The sequence below is a fragment of the Cupriavidus sp. 2KB_3 genome, assembly GCF_052115685.1.
In the GTDB taxonomy this organism is placed as follows: Bacteria; Pseudomonadota; Gammaproteobacteria; order Burkholderiales; family Burkholderiaceae; genus Cupriavidus; species Cupriavidus campinensis.
Window position 1 is genome coordinate 135,862 of sequence record NZ_JBFRHD010000016.1, and the last position, 25,153, is coordinate 161,014.

The 25,153-nt window shown below is 67.9% G+C and carries 29 protein-coding genes; 8 read left to right on the forward strand and 21 right to left on the reverse strand.

Translation table 11 applies throughout. The features are described 5' to 3' along the window. The 8 genes from AB4120_RS18255 to gspG all read right to left on the reverse strand — a co-directional run bounded on the left by AB4120_RS18255 (window position 1) and on the right by gspG (window position 6,260). A complete protein-coding gene (locus tag AB4120_RS18255; protein WP_441642672.1) occupies window positions 1-807 on the reverse strand; it encodes a type II secretion system protein N in 807 nt (268 codons plus the stop codon). Further along, window positions 807-1,397: a type II secretion system protein M gene (locus AB4120_RS18260; RefSeq protein WP_149137159.1), complete on the reverse strand. Its 591-nt coding sequence runs from the start codon at window positions 1,395-1,397 to the stop codon at window positions 807-809. The genes AB4120_RS18255 and AB4120_RS18260 overlap by 1 nt, the downstream gene beginning before the upstream one ends. Further along, entirely contained in the window at window positions 1,394-2,887 is a 1,494-nt protein-coding gene (gene gspL, locus AB4120_RS18265; protein WP_149137160.1) for a type II secretion system protein GspL, read from the reverse strand. The genes AB4120_RS18260 and gspL overlap by 4 nt, the downstream gene beginning before the upstream one ends. Before the next feature lie 189 nt (window positions 2,888-3,076). After that, window positions 3,077-4,090 (reverse strand): type II secretion system minor pseudopilin GspK, encoded by a 1,014-nt coding sequence (gene gspK, locus AB4120_RS18270; protein ID WP_149137161.1) that lies wholly within the window; start codon window positions 4,088-4,090, stop codon window positions 3,077-3,079. Beyond that, window positions 4,087-4,839, reverse strand: a complete 753-nt coding sequence (locus AB4120_RS18275; protein ID WP_441642673.1) for a PulJ/GspJ family protein — start codon at window positions 4,837-4,839, stop codon at window positions 4,087-4,089. Before AB4120_RS18275 ends, gspK begins: the two co-directional genes overlap by 4 nt. Further along, a complete protein-coding gene (gene gspI / locus AB4120_RS18280; RefSeq protein ID WP_149137163.1) occupies window positions 4,817-5,236 on the reverse strand; it encodes a type II secretion system minor pseudopilin GspI in 420 nt (139 codons plus the stop codon). Before gspI ends, AB4120_RS18275 begins: the two co-directional genes overlap by 23 nt. Then, the gene (locus AB4120_RS18285) at window positions 5,233-5,751 is read right to left on the reverse strand and encodes a prepilin-type N-terminal cleavage/methylation domain-containing protein (protein ID WP_149137164.1); all 519 of its coding nucleotides are present in this window, start codon (window positions 5,749-5,751) and stop codon (window positions 5,233-5,235) included. Before AB4120_RS18285 ends, gspI begins: the two co-directional genes overlap by 4 nt. A 29-nt stretch (window positions 5,752-5,780) precedes the next feature. Then, on the reverse strand, window positions 5,781-6,260 hold the full coding sequence (gene gspG, locus AB4120_RS18290) for a type II secretion system major pseudopilin GspG (RefSeq protein WP_149137165.1): 480 nt from the start codon (window positions 6,258-6,260) through the stop codon (window positions 5,781-5,783). A gap of 176 nt (window positions 6,261-6,436) precedes the next feature. Here gspG and AB4120_RS18295 point away from each other — a divergent pair, with 176 nt between their 5' ends. From AB4120_RS18295 to AB4120_RS18315, 5 genes are all read left to right on the forward strand, one after another. Then, window positions 6,437-6,889, forward strand: coding sequence for an RrF2 family transcriptional regulator (locus AB4120_RS18295; protein ID WP_144201971.1), 453 nt, complete (start codon window positions 6,437-6,439; stop codon window positions 6,887-6,889). A 100-nt stretch (window positions 6,890-6,989) separates the two neighbouring features. Continuing rightward, window positions 6,990-8,210, forward strand: a complete 1,221-nt coding sequence (locus AB4120_RS18300; protein WP_149137166.1) for a globin domain-containing protein — start codon at window positions 6,990-6,992, stop codon at window positions 8,208-8,210. 102 nt (window positions 8,211-8,312) lie between these two features. Further along, window positions 8,313-9,008, forward strand: a complete 696-nt coding sequence (locus tag AB4120_RS18305; RefSeq protein ID WP_262389523.1) for a general secretion pathway protein — start codon at window positions 8,313-8,315, stop codon at window positions 9,006-9,008. A 163-nt stretch (window positions 9,009-9,171) separates the two neighbouring features. Continuing rightward, window positions 9,172-9,795: an EF-hand domain-containing protein gene (locus AB4120_RS18310; RefSeq protein WP_441642674.1), complete on the forward strand. Its 624-nt coding sequence runs from the start codon at window positions 9,172-9,174 to the stop codon at window positions 9,793-9,795. 229 nt (window positions 9,796-10,024) lie between these two features. Continuing rightward, a complete protein-coding gene (locus AB4120_RS18315) occupies window positions 10,025-10,516 on the forward strand; it encodes an Lrp/AsnC family transcriptional regulator (RefSeq protein WP_144201965.1) in 492 nt (163 codons plus the stop codon). 91 nt (window positions 10,517-10,607) lie between these two features. Here the strand turns inward: AB4120_RS18315 and AB4120_RS18320 are convergent, their stop codons facing one another. After that, window positions 10,608-11,315, reverse strand: coding sequence for a GNAT family N-acetyltransferase (locus AB4120_RS18320; RefSeq protein ID WP_144201963.1), 708 nt, complete (start codon window positions 11,313-11,315; stop codon window positions 10,608-10,610). Window positions 11,316-11,649: 334 nt separating this feature from the next. Here AB4120_RS18320 and kefF point away from each other — a divergent pair, with 334 nt between their 5' ends. Beyond that, window positions 11,650-12,246: a glutathione-regulated potassium-efflux system oxidoreductase KefF gene (kefF, locus tag AB4120_RS18325; RefSeq protein ID WP_149137167.1), complete on the forward strand. Its 597-nt coding sequence runs from the start codon at window positions 11,650-11,652 to the stop codon at window positions 12,244-12,246. Further along, on the forward strand, window positions 12,243-14,057 hold the full coding sequence (kefC, locus tag AB4120_RS18330; RefSeq protein ID WP_149137168.1) for a glutathione-regulated potassium-efflux system protein KefC: 1,815 nt from the start codon (window positions 12,243-12,245) through the stop codon (window positions 14,055-14,057). The genes kefF and kefC overlap by 4 nt, the downstream gene beginning before the upstream one ends. A gap of 1 nt (window position 14,058) precedes the next feature. Here the strand turns inward: kefC and AB4120_RS18335 are convergent, their stop codons facing one another. The 7 genes from AB4120_RS18335 to paaA form a co-directional block, all read right to left on the reverse strand. Next, window positions 14,059-14,700, reverse strand: a complete 642-nt coding sequence (locus AB4120_RS18335) for a TetR/AcrR family transcriptional regulator (protein ID WP_149137169.1) — start codon at window positions 14,698-14,700, stop codon at window positions 14,059-14,061. A 7-nt stretch (window positions 14,701-14,707) separates the two neighbouring features. After that, window positions 14,708-15,505, reverse strand: coding sequence for a DUF1835 domain-containing protein (locus AB4120_RS18340; RefSeq protein WP_144201957.1), 798 nt, complete (start codon window positions 15,503-15,505; stop codon window positions 14,708-14,710). Window positions 15,506-15,655: 150 nt separating this feature from the next. Continuing rightward, window positions 15,656-16,747 carry a 1,2-phenylacetyl-CoA epoxidase subunit PaaE gene (gene paaE, locus AB4120_RS18345; protein WP_149137170.1) on the reverse strand — a complete coding sequence of 364 codons (1,092 nt, stop codon included), beginning with the start codon at window positions 16,745-16,747 and terminating at the stop codon, window positions 15,656-15,658. 27 nt (window positions 16,748-16,774) lie between these two features. Then, complete coding sequence (gene paaD / locus AB4120_RS18350; RefSeq protein ID WP_149137635.1) at window positions 16,775-17,380, reverse strand: 1,2-phenylacetyl-CoA epoxidase subunit PaaD; 606 nt, start codon at window positions 17,378-17,380, stop codon at window positions 16,775-16,777. Window positions 17,381-17,394: 14 nt separating this feature from the next. After that, window positions 17,395-18,243, reverse strand: coding sequence for a 1,2-phenylacetyl-CoA epoxidase subunit PaaC (gene paaC, locus AB4120_RS18355; protein WP_441642678.1), 849 nt, complete (start codon window positions 18,241-18,243; stop codon window positions 17,395-17,397). A gap of 13 nt (window positions 18,244-18,256) precedes the next feature. Continuing rightward, a complete protein-coding gene (gene paaB / locus AB4120_RS18360; RefSeq protein WP_149137636.1) occupies window positions 18,257-18,550 on the reverse strand; it encodes a 1,2-phenylacetyl-CoA epoxidase subunit PaaB in 294 nt (97 codons plus the stop codon). Between the two features lie 42 nt (window positions 18,551-18,592). After that, window positions 18,593-19,609 (reverse strand): 1,2-phenylacetyl-CoA epoxidase subunit PaaA, encoded by a 1,017-nt coding sequence (gene paaA / locus AB4120_RS18365; protein ID WP_149137171.1) that lies wholly within the window; start codon window positions 19,607-19,609, stop codon window positions 18,593-18,595. A 258-nt stretch (window positions 19,610-19,867) separates the two neighbouring features. On the opposite strand from paaA, the gene AB4120_RS18370 reads away from it, so the two are divergent. Then, window positions 19,868-20,335: a universal stress protein gene (locus AB4120_RS18370; RefSeq protein WP_441642675.1), complete on the forward strand. Its 468-nt coding sequence runs from the start codon at window positions 19,868-19,870 to the stop codon at window positions 20,333-20,335. Between the two features lie 18 nt (window positions 20,336-20,353). Here AB4120_RS18370 and AB4120_RS18375 read toward each other — a convergent pair whose 3' ends face one another. The 5 genes from AB4120_RS18375 to AB4120_RS18395 all read right to left on the reverse strand — a co-directional run. Then, on the reverse strand, window positions 20,354-20,632 hold the full coding sequence (locus tag AB4120_RS18375; RefSeq protein ID WP_144201944.1) for a DUF1488 domain-containing protein: 279 nt from the start codon (window positions 20,630-20,632) through the stop codon (window positions 20,354-20,356). Window positions 20,633-20,743: 111 nt separating this feature from the next. Further along, the gene (locus AB4120_RS18380) at window positions 20,744-22,855 is read right to left on the reverse strand and encodes an FUSC family protein (protein WP_149137199.1); all 2,112 of its coding nucleotides are present in this window, start codon (window positions 22,853-22,855) and stop codon (window positions 20,744-20,746) included. A 382-nt stretch (window positions 22,856-23,237) separates the two neighbouring features. Continuing rightward, entirely contained in the window at window positions 23,238-24,482 is a 1,245-nt protein-coding gene (locus AB4120_RS18385) for a nucleoside recognition domain-containing protein (protein ID WP_149137200.1), read from the reverse strand. Window positions 24,483-24,566: 84 nt separating this feature from the next. Then, window positions 24,567-24,953, reverse strand: coding sequence for a DUF488 domain-containing protein (locus tag AB4120_RS18390; protein WP_149137201.1), 387 nt, complete (start codon window positions 24,951-24,953; stop codon window positions 24,567-24,569). Continuing rightward, window positions 24,950-25,153: hypothetical protein (locus AB4120_RS18395; protein ID WP_441642676.1), on the reverse strand; the 204-nt coding region annotated here is incomplete at its 5' end. The genes AB4120_RS18390 and AB4120_RS18395, both read right to left, overlap by 4 nt.

A 25,153-nucleotide genomic window follows, 5' to 3' on the forward strand; every position in this document is an offset into this window, starting at 1 on the left:
TCAGAAGCGCAGCCGTGTCACGTTGTTCTCATGTCTACCCAGCAGGCTCAACAGCCCTGCCAGTTGCGTGGCGGCGTCGGGGTCGGTACGGGCGGTGCCCTCGAAGCGCGCCTGCCGGCCCAGGGTGCCGCTGCCCTCCAGGTACAGCGGTCCGGCCGTGGTCTTCAGTTGCAGCTTGCCGTCCGCGCCGGCCAGGTCCACTTCGGCACGATAGCTGCCCAGCGGACGCAGCCGGCTCACGGCGGAGGACACCTGGTCGAACTGCAACGTCAGGTGCCCGAAGGTCTGGCTACCGGCAAACTGGCCGCGCAGCGCGGACCAGTCGATCCGCATCTGGCCGTCTGGCCGCAGCGTGTTGAACGGGGCGCCGATGCCTTCCAGCAGCGCGGCGGGCAGGCGGATGGCGCCGGCCTGCGCGGTCCAGCCGGTGGGCGTCACGGCCAGCGTCACCGGGGCCGCCATGGCCTCGCTGTGCGCCAGCGCCACGCGCAGCGTGCCGGCCAGCAGCGGCCAGCCCGCTACGTTCCATTCGAGCCGGCCCGGCAGGACCGTCGTGGTCTGGCTGCCCGAACCGGCGGACAGCGCCAGCGTGGCGCTGCCGTGCCAGATCGTGCCGGCCGCATCGGCCAGCAGTACCCGGCGCTGCGTGCGGCTGGCCACGCTTTCGGCCAGCCACGCGGCGGGCGCGCAGGCCGCCACCGTCACGGCTACCGTGGCCACGCCCAGCAGCGTCCAGCGCATGCGCTTCCAGCCACGCGCCACGGGCGCGCGCCGGCGCGTCAGACGCAGCGATTCCAGCCGGACCATCAGTTGCGGCCGCCCGAGCCGGGGCCTTGCAGTGTGGCGGTCACGTTGACCAGCGCCGTGGCGCCCACGTAGGCGATGCGGGCATCGACCACCTTGAGCCGCTGCTGCGCGCGTACGTCCTGGAGCCAGCCGGCTACCGCGCCGAACGGCACTTTGTCGAGTTGAAGCTGCACGGCATTGTCGCCGGTCGGCGCCAGCCGGGTCGGTTTCAGGCCGTGCTGGCCCATGCTGTCCTGCAGCGCCTGGGTCAGCGCATCGCCGCGCAGCGTGGGCGCCGGGCTGGCGGCCAGCCCGCGTGCCTCGTGCGCCAGCGTTTCCATCTCGGCGAGGTCCGCGCGCATCTGCGGCAGGTTGCGGTTCAGGCGGGCACGGCCATCGGCGGCCGGTTCCCACAGCAGCAGGTAGCCGAAGACGAGCACCAGCAACACGGCGCCGCCGCCAAGGATGGCCTGCTCGCGCGGGTTGCGGGCGTTCCAGAAGGCATCGAAGCGTTCGCGCCAGCGTTCCGGCACACGCGGCTTCAGGCGCGCGAAGCGGGCGGACAGGGCGGAAACGGCGCTGGGCTGGGTGGAAGGGCGCGAAATCTTCATGATGCAGCCTTCACGATCCAGCGCGTGGCGCCCTGCGGGGGCGAGCTGCCGCCGCGTGCGGCGTCCGGCGGATTCTTGTCTTCTTCCATCTGCAGGCCGGTCTGGCGCACCGCGTTGCGCAGCGCGCCGGTGTTGGTGCCGGGTTTCAGCGTCACATAGAGCGTGCCCGCACGGTACTCGAGCGCAAGAAGCGCATCAGGCGGCAACTGCTGGGCGCCGCGCGCGAAGCCATCGGCCAGCGGCAGGAAATCGCCCGGCACGCTGCGCCCGCTCGCCGTGCGCAGCTGTTCCACCTGGCGGCGCATCAGCAGCGGCGGCTCGGCGATCTGCGGCACATTGGGGAAGGCGGTGTGGAGCAGGTCCGCCTGCGCGGCCTCGACCCGCTTCGCCTCGTTGCGCAGCAGCAGCCACTGGATATTCGTGCCGATGATCTGCACCAGCAGCAGGCCGACGGCCAGCGCCACGGGCAGGCGCCACGCGCGCAGGTTCCAGCGATCCATGCGGCCCTGCGCGAACTCGAACTGGGCGAGGTCGAGCTGGGGATTCTGCAGGCATTCTTCGGCGCCGGTCAGCCAGATGCGCCAGGTTTCGGAAATCCGCGAGGCGCGGGTAACCGTGGGCTGCGCGCGGAGCGCCGGCACCGGGGCGTGGGCGCGCGCCGTGGCATCGCCATGCCATTGGCCGGCCGGGGCGAGCGCCTGCCAGGCCGCCAGCGCGGCATCGCCCAGCAACAGGCCGAAGCCTTCGTACTGGCCGGTGCGGGCGGTGACCTGCCACGTGCGCGTCGCTTCCGTCGTGGCGGTGGCCGTGACGTCGAGCAGGGAGGCGGATTGCGAAAGTGCCGTGACAGCCGCTTCCACGATCAACGTGGCCGGTTGGACCGGGGCGACCGGTTTCGCTACCGGGACGGCCGGGGCCGGCTGGGCAGCGCCGGCGCCAGCCAGCGCGGGCTCGGGCGCCTCGGCATCGGCGGGCGCAGCCTCGACCGGTTCCGGCAGCGGCAGGCAAAGCTGCGCGGCCACCACGTGGCGGCGGCGGTGCTTGTGTTCGGCGAAGTTGTCGAGCGCGGCGCGCAGCCAGGCGCGGTCCGTCACCATCAGCAGACGGCGGCGCGCGCCGCGGGCGGTCGCCGCGGGGTCCAGCGCCGGCCCGAGCGCGATATGGCACGGGGCGGCGTCCGTCGCCAGCATGTCCTCGACCAGGTTCGGCAGGGCCAGCCGCAGCCGCGCGGGGGGCAGCGGGGGCACCATCGCAGTGGTCAGCAGCACGTCGCTGGCGGCGACGATTAGCACCAGGCGGTCCGCCGCCGGCATGTCGGCGGCCAAGGCGTGGCCTTCGCGCAACAGTTCGGGGGCGTGGGGCAGGCCCGGACGACGGCTCTTGTCCGCCACCGGCGTGCGGACCAAGGCAAACGCCATGGCGCCAAACTGCCACGGTTGCGGCTGGTCGTGCGGCCGTTGCGGCAGGCGGACGTAGAGGGTGGTGCTCAAGGGTTACCTAAATGGAATCGCTCGGTCTGGGTGGGCGGCGCGGCAGGCCGCCCGGGTTCGGCGCAACAGCGTACCTTGCCTGTGTGACTAAAGCACGTCAATACAGTCCTGTCTGAATCTGGGGACGACGTTTGTCCGACGTTCATCCGACATTTATGGAGCATGCCGCACCCGGGGTGCCTGCGCGGCTCAGGGCACCTCGGGCAGGCGGTCGGTGTCGCGTACCCAGAGTACACGGGTGGTGTTGCCACTCCCGAACGTGGGGGCGCGCTGGACCAGTGATACCTGCAGCCGCCGCGCGCGCTCGTGCCGCACCAGACCATACACCAGGAAATAGTGGGTACTTACCTCAAGGGCTTCGCCGGCGGTGCTGCCGGCCTGCGGCGCCACGGCGCGCAGCTGCGTGCTGATGTCGCCCGTATTGCGGAAGTAGGCGCGGTCACGCTGGCGCACCAGTTCGCGGGCGCGGTCCAGCGGGAGCTTGTCGATGGCGGCGGCCAGCACCTCGGGCTCGGCCGTGTTGGCGTTGATCTTGGTCCGTTCGGGCAGGAAGGCGATGAACGGGTCCAGCGCGGCCACCATTTCCGGGTTGTAGCCGGGAATGGCGAGCAGGTCGGCGGCGGTGTCGGGCGGGCGTGGAACGGGCTGGCCGTCGGGCGACGCCCCGCGCGCCGCGCGTACCAGATACTGCGCGGTGGGCTCCGCCAGCGACGGGTTCATGCCGAGCGTTTGAAGCAGGCGGCGGTAGACCAGCAGCGAGGGCAGGTCGATCTCCACCACGCGCCCGGTGCCCGAGGCGTTCCAGATATAGAGGTTGTTGAGGTTGAAGCGCGCCTGCGCATCGACGATGCGGCCGGACAGGAACGAGGTTTCCCCCGCCTGGTCCGTGCGCAGTCCGGCGCCGAGGAAGTCGGACAGCCGCGTCTCCGCCACCGGCACCGACCACGGCTCGCCCAGATAGTCGACGTTGGAGCGGCGCTGGTCGTCGCGCAGGATCAGCCGCGCCCAGTCCACGGCGGCGCGCTCGATCCAGGCGGCCTGTGCGGTCAGGCGCTGGTTCTCGATCGATCGGATCTGCACCTGCTGACGCCACAGCATGCCGGAGACGATGACCACGGCCAGCGTCACTATCAGCAGGGCCGTGACCACGGCGGCGCCGCGCTGGCGGCCGGTACGGCGCGGGAGGACGGGGCGCGCTTTCATAGGCCGGTCATGCAGACTTTCTGGAACCGACGCGGCGCGTCGCCATCACCCATCCGCGCGAGTACGGTCAACTCCAGCGCGCGCAGCGTGGCGTTGCCGTTGATATTGGTGGCGCTGGCGCCCGCGTCACTGGCGCCGGCAGCCGTGGCGGCAGTTGCGGCCTGTGTCGCCGCGCTGTCGATGGCGCTTTGCTGCATCAGCGCGGCCCGCACCCGGCCGTTCTCGGCCTGCCAGCCGGCCGGCTCCACCCAGACGCGCGCGGCCAGTTCGGCCGTATCGGCCAGCAGCGGCCGTACCTGGGCGCCGCCGGGCGCGCCCTGGCGCAGGTTCACCATCGCGCCCTGCACCGCGTTGCGGGAGAGCGCCGGGCGGCTGGCCATCCGGACCAGCGTGTTGTTATCCACACGGTAGACCACCACCTGCCAGGCGGTGGGCTGGCCTTCGTCGCGGCGGTCGCGCACCAGCATCAGCTGGTTGGCGCCGAGTTCCACGGGGCTGGCCTGGAGTTGGGTGGGGTTGGCCAGGTGCTCGCAATCGGACTGGAACTGGCCGTAGAGCACCTTCAGGGCGTCGAGGCGCGCGTCGTGGTCGGTCAGGCGTTCGCGGCTGCGGGTGAGGGAATCCAGCGCGCGCCAGCCAATCACGGCCATCACGGCCAGCAGCGTGATGGCGACGAGCATCTCCAGCAGCGTGAAGCCACCACGCCGGCTGCGGGGGGAGGGCTGCTCAGAGGACGCCGCGCGTTTCATTGGGAACCAGGGTGACGAGCCAGGCCAGCCTGACCGATTTGTCGGTGGCCGACGGGTACACGGCAATTTCCACGCGCCGGAACGACGGATTGGGGGTGCCCGAGACCGATTCCTCGCACCAGAGCGGCGTGCCGCCCTGCGGGCAGTCGTAGCCGCGCGTGCCGGGCTCGGGCCAGGTCTTGGAGAGGCGCAGCGTGGCGAAATGGTTCTCGGCGCTGAACTCGGCCAGCATGCGCGATTGCAGCGCGGCGCTGGACTCGGTCATCGATCCCATCGCCCGCATGGCGGCCGTGAGCGCCACGGCGAGGATGGTCAGCGCCACCAGCACCTCGATCAGCGTGAAGCCGGACCGGTGTTGCGGGCGGAAGGTCGATCGGGGGGCAGTGCGGCGGCTCATTGCGGCACCGTGGCCTGGTAGCGGCCGCTGCCGTCGCCGGTGATGTCCACGCGGATGTCGCCGCGCGTGAGGACCAGACGCTGCGGCTCGTCCACCAGTTCGCGGCCGAATACCAGCCGCTGCGGGCCGGTGCCCACGCGCCGGCCGCCTTCGACGATCATCACGCTGTCCAGCCCGAGCCGCCAGCGGCCGGGCGCGAAGACATCGGCGCGCATCGGCACCCAGCCCTGCGGGGTGGATTCCAGGAAGCGCCAGCCGCCGGCATCGCCCTCCCAGGCCAGCGGGCGGGCGCCCAGTTGGGCGTCCTCCTGGGCCAGTTCGAACAGCCGGGCGATGCGCTGGCCGTCATCGAGCACACGGCCCCGCTCGTTGGGCGAGGCGTTGACGGCCACCAGGGAGATGACGATGCCGGCGATCACCATGACCACCAGCAATTCGAGCAGCGTGAAGCCGGCGGGCCGGCGGCGCTGCGGGCAAGGGCGGCGCGGTAGCAAGGCGGGCGTCGCCGGGACCATGTGGATGAAGGGGCGCGAGGCGGGAGGACTTATTCCCAGTTGCCGATATCGGCGTCGTTGGCGCTGCCGCCGGCCTGGCCGTCGGCGCCGAAGCTGAATACGTCGATCTCGCCGCGCACGCCGGGGTTCAGGTACTGGTAGGCCTGGCCCCAGGGGTCTTTCGGCAGCTTTTCGAGGTAGCCGCCGCCCTTCCAGTTGTTCGGCACCGGCTCGGTGGTCGGCTTGCTGACCAGCGCCTGCACGCCTTGCTCGGTGGTCGGATAGCGGCCGTTGTCGAGGCGATACAGCTTGAGCGCCTGCATGATCGACGAGATATCCTGGCGCGCGGCTACGATACGGGCTTCGTCCGGGCGGCTCATGATCTTGGGCACCACCAGCGCTGCCAGCACCCCCAGGATGACGATCACCACCATGATCTCGATCAGGGTGAAGCCGCCGGCACGGCGCTGGCCATGCGGGCGGGCGGTGGCGGGCGTGCGGGCGGAGGAGAAGTTGGCGAATCTGCGCATCGTGTGTCTGGCCTTATCGGGATGGACATTCCGCGCCTGGCGGGCAGGCACGGCCGGGTATGGCCAGAAAGTATAACCCCCGCGGCGTGACTGTTTCGTGTGGGGTGTGGCGTACCCGGCAACCGCGCATTTATAACTTGCATCTTCAATGCATCTTATTTAGTATTTCAACCACGATGCAACTGACCCGTTTTTCCGACTATGCGCTGCGCCTGCTGATGTATGTATCGCGGGCGGATGGCAGCCGGCCGATCACGATTGCCGAGGTCGGCCAGCAATTCGACATCTCGCACAACCACCTCGTGAAGGTGGCCGCGCGGCTGTCGAAGCTCGGCTGGATCACGGCCACGCGCGGCCGCCATGGTGGCCTGCAGCTTGGGCCGGGTGCGGAACGGCTGTCAGTGGGCACGATCCTGCGCGAGCTGGAAGGGCACAAGTCGGTGGTCGACTGCGCCGATCCGCCGTGCGCGCTCAAGGGTAACTGCCGGCTGAAGCTGGCGTTGGACGAGGCCGAGGAGGCCTTCTACCGCGCGCTGGACGGCGTCACCCTGGGCGATGTCATCGGCAGCCGTACCGCCGAGTCGATCATCACCCTGCATCGTAATTTCCTGAGCCGGCGAGCAGCCTGACGGTTCCGGGACCACAGATCCCGGACCCCCGAGCCATGCGCCGGCTTTATTGTGCGATAAAACATGCATCCAACATGCATGATAATTCGGAGTTTTCCAGATGCTGTCGGCAGCTTCCCGCCCCTATATCGATGCCAGCGTTCCCGTGCTGCGTGAGCACGGCCTTGCCATCACGACGCACTTCTATCGCGAAATGTTCGCCGCGCGGCCGGAACTGACCCGGCTGTTCAACATGGGCAACCAGGCCAATGGCGCGCAGCAGCAGTCGCTCGCCTCGGCCGTGTTTGCCTATGCCGCCAATGTGGACCGCGCCGACGTGCTCGCGCCCGTGGTGGAGCGCATCGTCCACAAGCACGTGGCCGTGGGTTTGACCTCCGCGCACTACCCCATCGTCGGCAAGCACCTGCTCGAAGCGATTTCCGCCGTGCTGGGCGACGCCGCCACGCCGCCGCTGATGGCCGCCTGGGACGAAGCCTACTGGCTGCTGGCCGGCGAACTGATTGCCGCCGAGGCACGCCTCTACGACCGCCACAACGTGAAGGCGGGCGAGCTGCAGGCCGTGCGCGTGGTGCGCCGCGAGAACGAGGGCGATGCCGTGGTGGCGCTGACCCTGGCCGCCGAGGATGGCACGCCGCTGCGTGACTTCGCGCCGGGCCAGTACATCAGCGTGGAAGCCAATTTCCCCGATGGCGGCCGTCAGCTGCGCCAGTATTCGCTCTCCGCCGAACGTGGCCTGCCGACGTGGCGCATCTCGGTCAAGCGGGAAGCCGGCAATGCCGAGACCCCGGCCGGCGCCGTCTCCAACTGGCTGCATGACACCGCCCATGTCGGCACGACGCTGAACGTGAGCACGCCGTGGGGCGACTTCGCGCCCGCGCTGGTCGGCAGCAAGCCGATGGTGCTGATGTCGGCTGGCATCGGCATCACGCCGATGATTGCCGTGCTGCGCACGCTGGCGCTGGAGAACCCGAACCGCCCGGTGCTGTTCGCCCACGCCGCGCGCCATGGCCGTCACCATGCCCACCGCAAGGACCTGACCTGGGCGCGCGAGCGCATGCCCAACCTGCGTACCCATATCAGCTACGAGACGCCCCAGGCGGGCGACGTGGCCGGGCACGACTACGATCACGTCGGCACGCTGCCGATCCACGCGCTGCTGACGGCCGAGGAAACCTCCGCGTTCCAGGACGGCCAGTTCTATATGTGCGGCCCGATCGGCTTCATGCAGGCCCAGCGCCTGGCGCTGATCTCGGCAGGGATTCCGGTGGGCCACATTCATCGCGAAGTGTTCGGTCCCGACCTGCTCGACGACCTGCTCTGACCGGCTGGCGGACCGCCGATTGACAGTCGACTGACAGCCGACACATGCGTCTGGTACGCTAGGCGATCTTCTTTGATCGCCGGCGTGCCGGCGTACTGTCTCGTGGCCACCCTTTCCCGGTCTCCGCTTCGCTTCGACCTCTCCGCTCCCTGGCTGCCCCGCGTCGCGGGGCTGTTGCTATTTGTTGCGTTGTGCGCGCTGGTGACGCACTGGGTGCTCGCGTTCAGCGCGATGCGCACGATCCCGGTGCCCAAGAGCGCGCGCGTGGCGCAGACGGAGGCGGTGGAGACAGGCGCCGTGGCTACGTTGTTCGGCGGCAGCGCCCAGTCGGGCGTGCGTGACGTGCAGCTGATCGGCGTAGTGGCGGACCTCGACGGCGTGGGTCCGGCCGCCGCCATCCTCTCGCTCGATGGCGGGCCGGCCAAGGCCGTGCGCGCCGGGACGTCGCTGTCGCCGCAGATCAAGCTGACCGAGATCCACGGTCGCAACATCGTGATCGAACGCAACGGCGTGCGGCAGGAAATCGCGCTGCCGCTCCAGACCGGCGTGAGCGCTGGCAGCCGTGGCCCCGCGCCGGCGGCACCGCCATCGGGCGCCGCCGCGCCGCTCTCCACGCCGCTGCAACCGCCGGCCAGTCTCGCACCGCCGCCTTCCGTGACGGCTGGCGCGATGGCACAACCGGCCCAGCAGCCCCAGCAGCCTTATCAGCCACCACCGCAGCAGACCATGCAGCCGCAGCCCCAGGTGGCGCCGGCGCAGATGCCTCCGGGCATGCCTGACGCCCCCGGGGGCGGCTGACGCAACCGTTTCAAAAGGTTGCGCAATATTGGGCTGTCTTTCGCATGTTTACGCGAGTCGTCCATTCTGTGAGGCCCGTAACATCGTATTAAAAGTGCCAACTTTGCGAGATCGTCTGCGTTCTAATCCGTACATGCCCAACATGACGAAAAGGAGCACAGACATGCAACGGACTCACAAGACCCACATCCTGAAGAAGTTCGCGGCCGCTTCGGCCATGGTCGTGGTGGCGGGCGCCGCTTTCGCCCAGGCCACCACCCCGGCCCCGGCACCGACCACCCCCCCGGCAGCGCAAGGCCCCCAAGGCGGCCCGCGCGGCGACATGGCGGGTCGCCACGGCGGCCCCGGCCACCACCATGGCGGCATGTGGCTGAAGTCGGTGGATACCGACGGCGACGGCGCCATCTCGAAGGCCGAGGCCGACGCGATGTTCGCCAAGATCGATACCAACAAGGACGGCAAGCTCGACAAGTCGGAACTGGCAGCCTACCGCCAGACCGCCAGGGAAGAGCAGCGCGCCAAGATGAAGGCTGAATTCGAGGCCAAGTTCAAGGCAGCGGACAAGAACAACGACGGCGCGCTGAGCCGTGACGAGTTCAAGGCCGCGTTCCCGCGCATGGCCAACCGCTTCGATGCGATCGATGCCAACCGCGACGGCAAGGTGACCACCGCCGAAGTGGAGTCGAGCATGAAGAAGATGCGCGACGAACACATGAAGCGCCACGGCGGCCCTGGCCGCGGCCCGGGCGCCTCGGCCCCGGCGGTGCCGTCGAGCAGCGGCGGCTAAGTCTTCGCCACCCCGCTGGAAAGCGCGACCTTCGGGTCGCGCTTTTTTTTGCCTGGGCACCCCGGAAAGTGCCGGAGTTGGCACCATCCTTGCCTCTCCGGGGCGCACCGCCGGCGCACGTCGAGGGCGGTTCAGGCGGATATCTCATCAAATAAATTGCGTACTTGTGCCTGACTTGCTAAATTTGCGCAAAAAAATTGCCGACAAATATACTGCGGAGCAACAAAACGTGAGCAAGGTGGAGCTGGACAAGATCGACCGCAAGATTCTGGAGGTCCTGCAGACCAACGGGAGGCTGACCAACCTGGAAGTGGCCGAGCGCGTGAACCTGTCGCCGAGCCCATGCCTGCGCCGGATCCGCCGGCTCGAGGAAATCGGGGTGATCCGCCAGTACGCGGCGCTGCTCGAGCCCTACAAGATCGGGCTGGGGCTGCTCGCCTATATCAATGTGCGGCTGGAGAAGCAGGGCGGTACGCCCAAGGGCAAGGCGCCGCTCGACCAGTTTCGTGCGGCCATCCAGAACTGGCCCGAGGTGGCCGCCTGCCACGCCATGACCGGCGAGATGGACCTGCTGCTCAAGGTCTATGTGCAGGACATGGAGCACTTCGCCCGCTTCATGCAGGAGCAATTGCTGGCGCATCCGTCGGTGATCGATGTGCGGTCCAGCTTCGCGCTGGAGTCGATCAAGGACACCACGGCGCTGCCGGTGGCCGGCGGCTGATCGGGGGAAGTCGGCCCGATAAGTGGCCCGGTAAACGCAATCGGCGCACCACCAGGGTGCGCCGATCGGTCATGCCGTTGAGGGCGAGCCGTCAGACCACGCGCTTCTGCGGCAGCAGCGAGCGCCAGAAGCGCAGGCCGAAGCGCCGTGCGTCGCGCAGGTTGCGGCGGACCATGTAGTCGAGGTCGGCCACCTGCTCGTCGAGCGCCTCGGTCAGGCGGCTCACGGTGTCGGCGGGCGGCAGTTCCAGATAGGCATCGGCCTCGCCATAGGCATATTGCACCTTCATGCCGGCCTTCTTGGCGATGTGCATCATCGCGGCATTGCGCGACAGGCAGTGCATATACAGCGTGCGGACATTGGTATTGCGGCCATGCATTGCGGCGCGTTCGAACAGCGCGCTGCCGATACCCCGGCCGCGCGCGCTCTGCGAGACCGACACGCCGAACTCAGCCACGCGGCCCTGGGCGTTGTCGCGCAGGTTGGCAAAGTGCCCCACACCAATCAGCACGAGGTCTTCGTCATAGACGCCGAATACGGTGTCGTGGTCGAAGTCGATGCTGTCCACGTAGGCTTCGATCACATGGTCGCCAACGGACTGGCCAAAACGGAGCAGGCGATCTTCCTCGCCCAGGGCGAGAAAATGCTTGAGCAGGCGCGAGCGGTGATGCGCGGCCAACTCCCGCACCAGGACGGTGGAGCGTTGTCCGGCCCGGCTGGCGGCACTGGCCTCGGCGGCACGGCGAAGATCTTCATCGGTTACGGCACCGACGGCCTTGCTCAGTTCGAGCGGGTTCACTTTGGTTTCCTCTTGCGACAATCAGTATGAAAATAGCATCCACGCCATGAATGCCCAGTCACTTTCAGCGATACTCGGGGCAAACACTAGGTTGCTGCAATGCGAAAAGTATTGTAGTGGATTTGTCAGGGTCGCGTAAGCTTTCGGGCGCAACAGTCGCCGCGGGAAATTGCATCAGACTGTGACGGCCAAAAAAATCCCGTAAAATCAAGCGGTTGCCGGGGAGCCTGCAACGTCATATGGGTGGCGTCTGTGGATTTGCTGCAACGCCGCACAGATCCAGCGGTCTGTGGTGATCAGACGCTAACCGGAAATCTTCGCCTTGCCACCCTCCATGCACGAGCCCCCCATTGTTGTGATCTATGCGCATCCTGCGCCCCGCCGTTCACGCGTCAACCGTCCGCTTGCCGAGGCACTGTCGGCCCTCCCTCACGTGGCCGTGCGCGAGCTCTACCGGCTCTATGTGGATTACGACATCGACGTCGTGGCCGAGCAGCGGCTGCTTTCCACCACCGAGACGGTGGTCCTGCAATTCCCGGTGCGCTGGTACAGCGTGCCTGCGCTGCTGAAGCTTTGGATCGACGAAGTCCTCGAATCCGGCTGGGCCTACGGGCCGGGCGGCACCGCGCTGCGCGGCAAGTCGATGCTGGTGGTGGTCAGCACCGGCGGCCACGCCGACGCCTACGGGCCGGACGGCTCCCACGGCCATCCGATTGCCGATTTCCTGCTGCCGCTGGAGCAAACCGCCTTGCTGTGCGGCATGACCTGGCTGCCGCCGGTGGTGCTGCACGATGCGGGCAATGCCGATCCGGAGGCCATTGCCCTGCATGTCGAACACGTGGCCCGGCACCTGACGCCGCCCCTGCCGGTACCGCCCGAGGTGTCCTCGGCCGATGAAGTGCCGTCCGAGGAGCCGGAGGACGCGCCATGAACCAGCATGACTTCCTGATCGCGCTGCTGGTGTTCCTGGTGGCGGCCGTGGTGGCGGTGCCGCTGGCGCGGCGGCTCGGCCTGGGCGCGGTGCTCGGCTACCTGATTGCCGGCGCCGCCATCGGCCCGTTTGCACTGCGGCTGGTCACCAATGTCGAGTCGATCCTGCATTTCTCGGAATTCGGCGTCGTGATGATGATGTTCGTCATCGGCCTGGAGTTGGAGCCGCGCAAGCTCAAGAACCTCAAGAAATCGATTTTCGGCTACGGATCGGCACAGCTTGCGGCCTGTGCGTTGGTGCTGGGCGTCCTGGCCGCGCTATTGGGGGCGCCATGGCAGGTGGCACTGGTGGCGGGGCTTGGCCTGGCGCTGTCTTCCACGGCCATCGCGTTCGCCACGCTGGCCGAGCGGAACCTGATGGGCACCCCGGCCGGCGCGGCCAGCTTCGGCATTCTGCTATTCCAGGATATCGCCGCAATCCCGATGATCGCCTTGCTGCCGCTGCTGGCCGCCGACGCCGTCGGCGCGGTGCCGCACGGCCCGCCGGCATGGCAGACCGCCGGCAAGGCGGTGGCCGTGATGGCGTTGCTGGTGGTGGTGGGCCGCTACTTGGTGCGCCCGGTGCTGCGCTTTATCGCCCGCACGGACATGCGCGAAATGTTCACCGCGTTTGCGTTGCTGCTGGTGGTGGGCATCGCGCTGATGATGGACGCGGTGGGCGTTTCCATGGCGCTCGGCACCTTCGTGGCCGGCGTGCTGCTGGCGGATTCGGAGTACCGCCATGCGCTCGAGGCCGATATCGAGCCGTTCAAGGGCCTGTTGCTCGGCCTGTTCTTCATGGCCGTGGGCATGTCGATCGACTTCGGCGTGCTCGCGCAGGCGCCGGGGCAGGTGCTGGGCCTCGTGGCGGGCTTCGTGGTGGTCAAGACGCTGATCCTGGCGCTGCTGGCGCGCCGCTTCGGCATCTCGCGCGGGCAGTGGCTGCTGTTCGGGCTGCTGATCTCGCAAGGCGGCGAGTTCGCCTTCGTGGTATTCGGCGTGGCCGCCCAGGCGGGCCTGCTGCCGCCGCATATGGAGGCGCTGCTGGTGCTGGTGGTGGCCTTGTCGATGGTGGCGACGCCCTTGCTACTGCTGGCTTTCGACCGCCTGATCGCGCCGCGCCTGCATGCACTGTCGCGCCGTAAGGACGACGCGATCCCGCCGCAGCACAACCCGGTGCTGATTGCCGGCTTCGGGCGCTTTGGCCAGATCGTCGGCCGCCTGCTGTACTCGCAGGGCATTACGGCGACGATTCTCGACCACGACCCGGACCAGATCGAGTTCCTCAAAGGCTTCGGCTTCAAGGTGTTCTATGGCGATGCCACCCGCGTGGACCTGCTCGAGGCGGCGGGCGCCGGCACGGCCAAGATCCTCGTGGTGGCCATCGAGGGCATGGAAGACAGCCTGGCGCTGATCGACCGCGTGCGGGCGCGCTTTCCGCACCTGAAGATCTACGCGCGGGCGCGCCACGTCTCGCACGTGTACCAGCTCAAGGACCGTGGCGTGGAGATCTTCGAGCGCGAGATGTTCGAGGGTTCGCTGATGATGGGGCGCCGCGTGCTGGAAGGGTTGGGAATCGATCCGGCCGATGCGCGCAGCGTGGCATTGCGCTTCCGGCGTCACAATATCCAGGCGATCGACCGCTTCTACCCGCACTACCGCGACCAGACCAAGCTGGTGTCGCTGGCGCGGCAGGCGCGCGACGAACTCGAGGAAATGTTCCGCCAGGACCGCGAACAGCGGCAGAAGCAGGAAGACGCGGAGTGGTCCTGATTCAGGGCTGGGCCGGCGCACTGCGCGCCAGCCCGGTTGCCAACCCGGTTGCCAACCCATTGTCGAGCAGGTCCACGACCATCTCGGCGAACTGGGCGTAAGACAGCTTGCCGCCCGGCTTGAGCCAGGTGAAAGTCCAGTTGATCATGCCGAACACGGTCATCGCCAGCGCGGTCTGGTTGTCGCGCGTGACGCGCGCCGGGTAGGCCAGCCGCAGCTTGCGGGAGAAGGCGGCCACCACGTCGCGCTCGCGCTTCAGGATCAGGTCGCGCTGCTCTTCGGCCAGGAACTTGACGTCGTTGATCAGCGCGATGTGCCGGGTTTGAGACGTTTCGTACTCGGCGAGGAAGGCGCGCAGCAGATCGCCGAAACTCTCGGCGTCCGTACGGCCCTGGCGCTCGCTTTCGGCCTCCACCTCGGTGACGATCAGCATCAGCTGGCGCGTGTAGCGGTCCAGCAGGTCGAACAGGATCGCTTCCTTGCTCTCGTAATAGTGATAGAGCCGCGCCTTGGACGTGCCGCAGGCCGCTGCCAGGTCGGCCATCGAGGTGCTCGGGTAGCTGCTCGCCGCGAAGGCGGCGGCGGCCAGGTCCAGGATCTGCTCGCGCTGTGCCTCGAAATCGGGCGCCTTGGTTCTTGCCATGGGCCGCTTATTCCGCGCTTGCGTTGAGTTGGTTGCGGCGCAGTTCGCAGGTCTGGAGCGAATCGGCGTTGCCGCGCAGTACGAGCTGGCCCGTGCCGATCAACTCCCGGCAGCGCCAGAACACGAACCAGTCGCTGGCCAGCAGGCCCTCGATGGCGCCCATGACGCTGGCCACTACCTCGGCGGCCGGCTTCCAGTCCTCGGGGGCGCGCTCCAGGATCACGTCGTCGACGTTATGGTAGGCGGCAGGCACGAGCGTGTTGCCCTTCCAGAGCCGCACGTCGGCGTTCTCCTTCACGTTCTGCTGCCATTCGTAGCCCAGCCGGCCCAGCCGCAGCACCGAGACCGGGGCGATGGTCGAGAACCGCCGCGCCAGCCGCGCGGCCGGGTACATGCCGATGGCGGCGAGGTTGCCCTGGGCGGGCACCTCCAGTTCGCGCAGGTCCATCGACACTTCATTGATCCGCTGGGGCGCCTGGTACAGGTGGAAGACCACCCGGCGCAGCATCAACTGGTCGGAGGCGCTCTGGCCGTGCCAGATGGCGACCTCCATGTCGGCGCGGCGCAGCGACTGGAGCTGGTCCAGCGCCTGGCGCATCTCGGCCGCGAAGTCGATATCGGTATGGGGCGCCACCCGCTGCCAGAAGCCGGAGCGGATCAGGCCGGTGCTGTCCACGTCCGCGATGGGGCCGACGGCCAGGTCGTCGCGCAGGACGACCACCGGGTCGGGACGGGCCGCCTGGGCCAGGGCCTGGCGCAGCGTGTTGCCCGCAACATCGCCGTTGACGACATGGATATATTGCATGACCGTGATTGTATAGGGTGCGACGTGTCCCGGAGGAATCCCGGCCGTCATCGGCCCCGCCGTCAGCGGACGGCCCTGTGGCGGGCGATGCGACGCATGGAGCGTGTCCCGCCATTGTAATCACGGCAACAGTCGTGCCACCAGCAACAACTAGCGTTCGTCGTAGCTGACCACCACCCGGGGCGTGAGCGCGCGCGCCTGGCAGGTGAGCACGAACCCCTTTTCCATCTCCCACGGCTCCAGCGTGTAGTTCTTCTCCATCTCGACCTTGCCCTCGAGCACCTTGGCGCGGCAGGTGCAGCAGACCCCGCCCTTGCAGGCGTAGGGCAGGTCCAGCCCGGCCGCCAGCGCGGTGTCCAGCACATTGGCGTCTTCCAGCGGCAGGCGCATCTTGTGCTGCTTGCCGTCCAGCACGACCACGAGCTCGGCCGTGCCGGCGTGGCTGGCGTGGTGTTCCGTCGACGTTTTACGCGGCGCGGACGCCAGCGGCACGCCAAAGCGTTCGGCATGGATCTGGTGGGGATCCAGCCCCGCTGCCTTCAGTGCCGCCTCCACTTCGTCGATCATCGAGGCCGGGCCGCAGACAAAGGCGGCGTCGATATCGTCGACGGGAATCAGCGTTTCCAGGAAGGCGGCCACGCGCGCGCGGTCGAGCCGGCCGTGCAGCAGGTCCACCTCCTGTGGCTGGCGGGACAGCACGTGATAGAGCGTGAAACGGGACAGATACTGGTTTTTCAGATCCTCCAGCGCCTCGGAGAAGATGATGCTGTCCACGCTGCGGTTGCCGTAGACCAGCGTGAAGCGGCTGTGCGGCTCGCGCGCCAGCGTGGTGCGGATCAGCGACAGCACCGGCGTGATGCCGCTGCCGGCGGCAAAGGCCACGTAGTGGCGCGCGGCGGCGGTGTCCAGCGGCACGTGGAAGCGGCCATCGGGCGTCATTACCTCGAAAACCTGGCCGGGCGCCACGGTGTCGTGCAGCCAGGTGGAGAACAGGCCGTCGTCCACCAGCTTCACGGCCACGCGCAGCTCGCCGCGCTCGTCGTAGTCCTGCACCCCGCAACAGATCGAATAGGAGCGACGCACGTCCTTGCCATCGACGGCGGCCTTCAGCGTGAGGAACTGGCCCTGCGTGAAGCGGTAGGCGTCGCGCAGCGGCTCGGGCACCTCGAAGGCGATCGAGACCGTGTCGGACGTTTCCGGGCGTACCTGCGCCACGCGCAGCGGGTGGAACTGTGGGGTCATCGCGTGTCTGCCTCTGGCTTTCTGGACTTAGTAGGGCTTGAAGTAGTCGAACGGCTCGCGGCAGTCCAGGCAACGGTGGAGCGCCTTGCACGCCGTGGAGGCAAAGCGCGACAGCTCCTCGGTATGCGTGCTGCCGCAATGGGGGCAGGCGATGACCTGGGTTGCGCGCGGTACAAAGCGCAGCGGCCGGACCGCGGCGCCCGCGCCCATCTCGCTGTCTTGCGATCCGCAACGCCCGGGCGGGGCAATGCCGTACGCGCGCAGGCTGGCGCGGCCGGCCTCGGTGATCCAGTCGGTGGTCCAGGCCGGCGCCAGCACCGTGCGCACGCGCCACGGCGCCAGTCCGGCGGCTTCGAGCGCACGGCCCACGTCTTCCTCGATCTGTGACATGGCCGGGCAGCCGGAGTAGGTCGGCGTGATGATCGCCTCGACCGTCGCGCCGTCGTCGGCCAGCCGTATGTCTCGCAAAATGCCGAGATCACGGATCGACACGACCGGGATTTCGGGGTCTGGCACGGCCTCTAGCGCGACCCACGCGGCGGCGAGCCGGTCGTCGGCCGAGCGCGGGCCGGCCGGAGGAGCGGCAGGGAAGGCCGGCGCGAAGGGGGAGGGGATCGTCGACGCAATCCGCATGGCCGGATCCCCGCCTACCACTGCGCGCCGGGGTGGGCGCGCGCCAGCCCCTGCATTTCGGCCAGCAGGTAGCTCATGTGTTCCGAATGCACGCCGAGCTTGCCCGTGGAGACGAACGCCGACGGGGCCGGCAGGCGCAGCGTGGCGTCCTCCAGGGTGGCGTGGACGATGGCCTCCCAGTCGTCGCGCAGGCTCGCCGTCGGCACGGCCACGCCCTGGTCAGCGGCGGCCTGCTCGACCGGATCGGGCGCGAAGCACTCGTTCATATACGGCATCAGGTGGTCCAGCGCGCGCTGCATGCGGACGTGGGACGCATCGGTGCCATCGCCCAGCCGCACGACCCATCCCGCCGCATGCTGCAGGTGGTAGCGCGCCTCCTTGGCCGATTTGGCGGCGATGGCGGCCAGCCCGGCGTCCCGGCTGCTCTCCAGCGCGGGCCAGAGTGCGGCCATCAGCGCCCCGTATAGGAAATTTCGCATGATGGTGACCGCGTAGTCGCGCTCGGTCCGGGCGGTGCCGGCCAGCGGGCCGGTGTGCGGCAGTTCCAGCAGGGTCCAGTTGCGGAATTCGCGCTCCTCCCGCCAGTACGCGTACTCGTCCTCCTGGCGCGCGCGGCCGGTCAGCCGGCCCTCGAGTTCGCCGGCATGGGTGTACAACAGCCGCGCCTGGCCGATCAGGTCCAGGCTGATATTGGCCAGCGCGATGTCTTCTTCCAGCGCCGGGCCGTGGCCGCACCATTCGGCGTTGCGCTGGCCCAGGATCAGCGCGTTGTCGGCCAGCCGCAGCACGTACTGCAACGGCGCGGTGCGGGCGAGGTCTGCGGTGCGGTCGAGGGGGCGGTCGTCGGCGACGGGGGGTTGCATCATGGGGCCGGCCTTACATATGGTTGACTTCGTCGGGGAGCTGGTAGAACGTCGGGTGCCGGTAGATCTTGTCGGCGGCCGGGTCGAACAGCTCGGCCTTCTCCGTCGGCGCGCTGGCCGTGATGGCGGACGAGGGCACCACCCAGATCGACACGCCTTCCTGCCGGCGCGTGTAGACATCGCGGGCCATGTGCAGCGCCTGCTCGGCGTCCGCGGCGTGGAGGCTGCCGCAATGCTTGTGCTCCAGGCCCTGCTTGCTGCGGACAAACACCTCCCACAGCGGCCATTCCTTCTTGCTCGGGTGCATCTCGGGTGTCGATTGCGCCATTTCTGTCTCCTTGGGCCGCGTTCAGGCGGCTTCGCGCTGGGGTCGTTCGGCGCGGCGACGGGCATGGGCCAGCGCGGCCTCGCGCACCCAGGCCCCGTCTTCGTGCGCCTTCACGCGCGTGGCCAGCCGCTCCTTGTTGCAGGGGCCGTCGCCGTTGATCACACGCCAGAATTCATCCCAGTCGAGCGGGCTGTAGTCGTGGTGGCCGCGCTCGGCATTCCACTTCAGGCCGGGGTCGGGCAGCGTCACGCCCAGCACCTTGGCCTGCTCGACGGTCGCATCGACAAACTTCTGGCGCAGGTCGTCATTCGAGATGCGCTTTATGCCCCAGGCCATGGTCTGGCTGCTGTTGGTGGAGGCGGCGTCCGGCGGGCCGAACATCATCAGCACCGGGAACCACCAGCGGTTCACTGCGTCCTGGACCATCTCGCGCTGGGCGTCGGTGCCGCGCATCATGGCCAGCAGGGCGTCGAAGCCCTGGCGCTGGTGGAATGACTCCTCCTTGCAGATGCGGATCATCGCGCGCGCGTACGGGCCGTACGAGCAGCGGCACAACGGAATCTGGTTCATGATCGCCGCGCCATCCACCAGCCAGCCGATCACGCCGACGTCCGCCCAGGTCAGCGTCGGGTAGTTGAAGATCGACGAATACTTGGCGCGGCCGGTGTGCAGGGCATCGACCAGATCGTCGCGCGAGGCATTGAGCGTTTCGGCCGCGCTATATAGATAGAGGCCGTGGCCGCCTTCGTCCTGCACCTTGGCCAGCAGGATGGCCTTGCGCTTGAGCGACGGCGCGCGGCTGATCCAGTTGCCTTCCGGCAGCATGCCAACGATCTCCGAGTGCGCGTGCTGCGAGATCTGGCGCACCAGCGTCTTGCGGTAGGCGTCGGGCATCCAGTCCATCGGCTCGATCTTGCCGTCTTCCGCCATGCGCGCGTCGAACGCGGCCTGGCGCGCGGCGAGGCCGGCGTCCTGCGGCCCGCCATGTGGCGCGGCTGCGCTGGGCTGGCCGGGCAGGTCGAGACTCTGCGTGTACATAACGTCTCCTTCTGGTGGGTGGCCGCGCGGTGGTTGTTCTTGTCGAGGGCTGGACGGCGGCGCGGGTCTGCTCACTATATATATAAACCGACCGGTCGGTCAATTTAATGCCGCGTGGACGGGTGCGGCTGATGGGTGATCCGCCTATCCCATTTTCAGCATCGGCTCATCACGTGGGTTTGGCGCCACGTGTAGTATCGGATGTAGCGATCGCAGCACGGCTGCGACGCTTCTCTCTTCTTACCGGAGGACAAGGCGATGACTAGCACGGCTTACAACAGGATCGTGGTGGCGGTGGACGGCAGCAGCACGTCCGACCTGGCCCTGCGCGAGGCCCTACGGGTGGCCGGCGGCGGTGCGACGATTCTGGCGCTCTATGTGGTGGACAATGGCGTGATGCTGTTCGACGCGGGCTACTACGATCCCACGCAGATCGAGCGCGCCTTCGCAGACAGCGGCAAACGCGCGCTGGAGGCGGCCGGCAAGGTGCTGGCCGATGCGGACGCGACGTTCGAGACCAAGCTGGTGACCGAGCCCGCCGTGGCCGGCGACATCGCCGGGTCGATCAATGAAGCCGCGCGCGGGTGGGGCGGGGACTTGCTGGTCATCGGCACCCATGGCCGGCGCGGCGTGCGGCGTATCGTGCTCGGCAGCGTGGCCGAGGCGGTAATCCGTCAGGCGACGATGCCGGTGCTGCTGGTACGCGGGCAGGCGGCCGAAGGGTAATCGCTTAGTCGTAATCGCTCAGTCCGCGAAGCGGAAATGCCCGCTGCGCAGGACAATCTCGCGAGCCTTGGTCAGCTCGAACATGGTTTCCGCCAGATGTTCGATGCGCTGGCGGTGACTCGTGAACGCGGCGCGCAGGTCGTCCTCGCGCGGCGACTGGGCGCCGCAATGATTCTCGAGCGCCTCGGCCGTGACGGAATACTGCGATGAATTGCCATTGACCGTGGCGGGGCACGATAGCGTCAGACTGGCGGCGCAGTAAGACGGAACGCTGGTCGGGAAGGAGATTTGAGCCATGGCGCACCTCGGACTTGTCGGGAACGGGGAAACGGCGGGTATCCAATCATTCTAGGATAGTTGCCGGTGTCTGCCCGATCGCCTGCCCGAACCCCAAAACGCCGGGCTATCTCATCCCGCCTTGACCCCGCGCAAGCGCGAGCGCGTTGCCAGCGCCTGTTCTGCCACCAAGGCGCGCAGTCGGGCCACCGTGTGATGCGCGGCATCGATATGGTTGTCCGCGTAGCCGGCCTGTTCGGCCAGGAAGCGGTCGAAGGGCGGATCGGCGGGCGTCAGCGGTGCCAGCCGGGCCGGCGCAACCGCGTCCGTCACGCCGGTGTGACCCGGCCGGACGGCCACCTCGGCCAGCCGCGCCTCGAGGTCGCCCAGCAGCGCCTGCACGGCCGGCACGGGCCGCGTGTAGATCTCCCCCGATTCGGTGCCGGCGCGCAGCAGGCCCGCCAGCGCCGCCATGCGGCGCGCAGTGGCGTGCAGGGCGCGATGGGTGGCCGCGAGAGCGGGGTCCAGCTCGGCAGCACATTGGGCAAGGGTGTCCTCGGCCCGGGTGGAAGCGCGGCCTGCGGCCACGCGCAGCGCCTCGAGCCGAGCCGGCGCCGCCGACAGCGCGCGCGCCGCGCTGATCGATGCACGGAGGTAGACGGCATTGACCGCGAGCGCATCCAGGCTGTGGCGGAACGCGCGCGACAGCTCCGCACGAGGCGCCAGCACCACATAGCTGGCCAGCGCGATCAGGCAGCCGATGGCCGTATCGGCGCCGCGCAGCGCCGCCACATGGCTGCTGCTGGCGGCGGGCTCGCCCAGCCACGAGAACAGGATGACGGCCGGCGTCAGGCAGAACGCGAAGGCCCCGGCATTGCCGGCCAGTCGCGTGGCATAGGCGGCGGCAAGGAACGCGGCGCTGATGCCGAGCGCCAGCGCCGGGGTGGGATGCATCAGGCTGATGCCGCAGGCCAGCAGCGCGCCGCCCAGCGAACCGGCAAAGCGCAGAAATGAGATCTGCCGCGTGGTTTGCAGGCGCGGGCTCAGCACCATGATCACGGTGACGGCGACCCAGTAGCTGTGATGAACCTGCCAGATCTGCGACGGCAACAGGCTCAGTCCGCCCGCCAGCGCCAGCCGGACCGCGTGACGCGACACCCGGGCATCGCGCGCGGCGAGGTCGGCCAGCGTATGGGCCAGACGGTCGAGCACGGCCGTGACGCCGGTATTCGGCCAGACGAAGCGCTCGCGCCAGCGGTCGAAACCGGGGTGCTGGGCCAGCGCGGCCAGGGCGGACTGGTAGGGGGGCGGCGCGGATGCATTGGGGCGCTGCGCCACAAGGCTGCGCAGGTCGCGGGTCAGCATCGCGCTGAGAGCCGGCAGGTCCGGGGCATGGCGGGCGAGGGCCTGGCGAACCTGCTCCTGCGTATCGGCAAGGCAGCGGGCGGCATAGGCCAGCGGCAGGCCGTGGGTGTCGCCGGCGCGCTCGCGCAGTTCGCCGGCAACGATCAACAGGGCGAAGATCGCGTCGGCTACCGCCACGGCGTAGGCGTAGTGGAGCAGGCCCAGCGGGTCCCGCAGGCCACGCCGGGCGGTCACGGCGGCGCGCGCGGCTTCGATGCGAAGGCGGATCTCCTGCTTGTGCGGCGTGCTGTCGTGGGCGGGCGAGGTTGTCGCCAGGAAATCGGCAAATCGCAGCAGGGCGTCGTAGACGGCAACCACCTCGGTACGCGGCCGGGTGTCGCGCTGGGAGGGAATCAACAGCAGGCAAGTCAGGCAGGCAAAGACGCCGCCCAGCAGGTAGTCGACACTGCTAGTCCACGCGTAGGTGCCGATCGGCAAGCCTTCGGCCGGCTGCAGGCAGGCGGCGATCAGCACGACATAGAGCAGCTTGAAGCACAAAGCGGCTGCGGGGCCGCGCAGCTCGACCAAACCGGCTGCCAGCCCTGCGGCCAGCACCACGAGCAGCGCCAGCAGCGGCGACCCCGAAAGGCTCGCGCCCAGACCGCTGGCCAGCGCGCCGCCGATGCCCACCGTACCGAGCGCGCGCATGCGGGCTGCCGCCGTGCCTTGGCGGTCGGCCAGGCAGGTCCAGATCGACGCCGTCGCGGACCAAAGATAACCGTGTTCGCCGGTCAGCCAGCCAGTGCCAGCCAGCGCAAGGAAAGACAACGCGTAGACGATGCCACGTCGCAGGTAGGCGGCATCGGGCCAGTAGCGGAGAAGGCGCGCGGCGGTAGGCATCGCAGGCAAATAAAGGAGAGCGGCGGGGATCAGGGTTATTGCTGATGCCACTCTACGATGCCGATTGGTGCATCGCAACAAAGCTGTGGGTTTTCTGCGATTTGCGCGGCAACTGTGCGCGTTTGCACCACGGTGGGGAAATGTGACGCTGACCGGTGCAGATGTCAGATTCGTGATGTAGACCGATTAAAAACTACCTATCGATCTGAGGATTCCGCGGATTTTGGGCAAAAAAAACCCGCGCAGGTGATGCGCGGGTTGGAATCCACCGAGGTGGTGGAGGAGACAGACTTCACTATACACAAGTTGTTGCGACGCACCAAGTCCTGTGTTCGAGAATGACTTCAAAAGCGCACAATCACGTTGCATTTGGACAACAGTCTTATCGAAAGAGATAGGCGATCCACACGGCGGCGGTCATGCCGATGACATCGGCAAACAGCGCGCAGCCTAGTGCGTGACGGGTATTGCGCACATTGACGCTGCCGAAGTAGACGGCCATCACATAAAAGGTGGTCTCGGTCGATCCCTGGATGATTGCGGCAAGACGCCCCTGGAAGGAGTCGACACCGTAGGTGCTCATCACATCGACCATCAGCCCGCGTGCGCCGGCGCCGGACAGGATCTTCATCAGGCCGACCGGCAGGGCGGGAACGAAGTCGGTATTGAGTCCCAGCCATGCGAATCCGGCCGACAGACCTTGCATGAGCACATCCATGCACCCCGAGGCGCGGAGCAGCCCAATTGCCACGAGGATCGCGACCAGATAGGGAATGATCTGCACCGCGACGCCGAAGCCTTCCTTCGCGCCATCGATAAAGGCGTCGTAGACATTGACCCGCCGTACCGCGCCGCAAACCAGGAACAGGGTGATCAGCGACAGGATGAATGCGCTACCGGCGAGCGCCGCCAACTGGCTGACCTGGTCCGGCGGTGCCTGCCGCAGCCAGACGAACAGGCCCCCGACGGCCGCCGCCATGATCGCGAACGCGGCCAGCACCGCGGGTTTGAATAAGTTCAGCCGCTGCACCCAGGCCACGGCCAGCAGCCCGGCCAGGCAGGAAACGCCAGTGGCGAGCAGGGTAGGCAGGAAGATATCGGCCGCATTGAAGCCAGTGAGCCCCTGCTTGACCGCCATCGCCTGCCGGATGGCGATGACGGACGTCGGAATCAGCGTCAGCCCGGCCGTGTTCAGGACGATGAACATGATCTGGGCGTTGCTGGCAGTGTCTGGCTTGGGGTTCAGCGCCTGGAGCTCGCGCATCGCGTTGAGCCCGAGCGGCGTGGCGGCGTTGTCCAGGCCAAGCAGGTTGGCCGACACATTCATCATCATCGCGCCCTGTGCCGGATGGCCCTGCGGCACGCCGGGGAAGAAGTGACGCAGCAGTGGGTTCATGGCCCGGGCGAAGAGATCGACGACGCCGGCACGCTCGCCAATCCGCATGATGCCAATCCAGAGGCACATGACGCCGGCCAGCCCAAGAGAAATCTCGAAAGCGGTGCGCGCGTTGTCGAACAGGCTGGCGAGCATGGCGGGGAAGACCGCCGTGTCGCCGTGGGCTAGCCGCACGCAGGCGGCCAGGAAGGAAATCAGAAAGAATCCAAGCCAGACGAAGTTCAGTGCCATCGGCGTATGAGAGGCCAGTGAGAAGCTTCGCCTCGCCTTCTTACTAATAAGGAGGCGGCGAAGCTTCGCATCATAGCGTGCGGATTACGCCAGGTCGGCGCCCCGCTTGGCCAGCAGGTCGCGCAGGATGGTGCGATGACAGTGAGATTCGTCTTCGCAATAGCACCCGAGCGAGAAGTTTGTCTGATGAGACAAGGCCGCGAGCAGATCAAGCGTGCGGCTGGCATCGGGGTCGGCCATCTCGGCGCGGTACTTCTTTTCGAAGGCGCGCCAAGCCTTGTCGTCCGTGGCCGCCTGGGCCAGCGCGACGAGGTCTGCGGACGGCGCGAGCGCCGGGTACCAGACATCGTAATAATCCCGGCTGGCGAACTCGGCTTTGGGCACGCCTCGCGGCGGCCGCCGGACGGTGCCCATGCGTAGCCCTTCGTCCTCGACGCGCGGTGATCCCAATCTCACGATGCGGATGGTCATAATCTTCCTGTTTTGTGCCTTAAACGTAACTTGAGATGAACTTTAGAATTATTTTGCGAAATCGCTTGCCAGCCCGCCATCAGTCGCCTACTATTCGTCCCCTCGCAACACAAACCGCGCTGCAAACGCAGCAGCGACAAGGGTTGCGGGGTTGATGGGTGGTCGGGCTGAGCAGTTTTACAGCGCTGACCGCAGCGAAA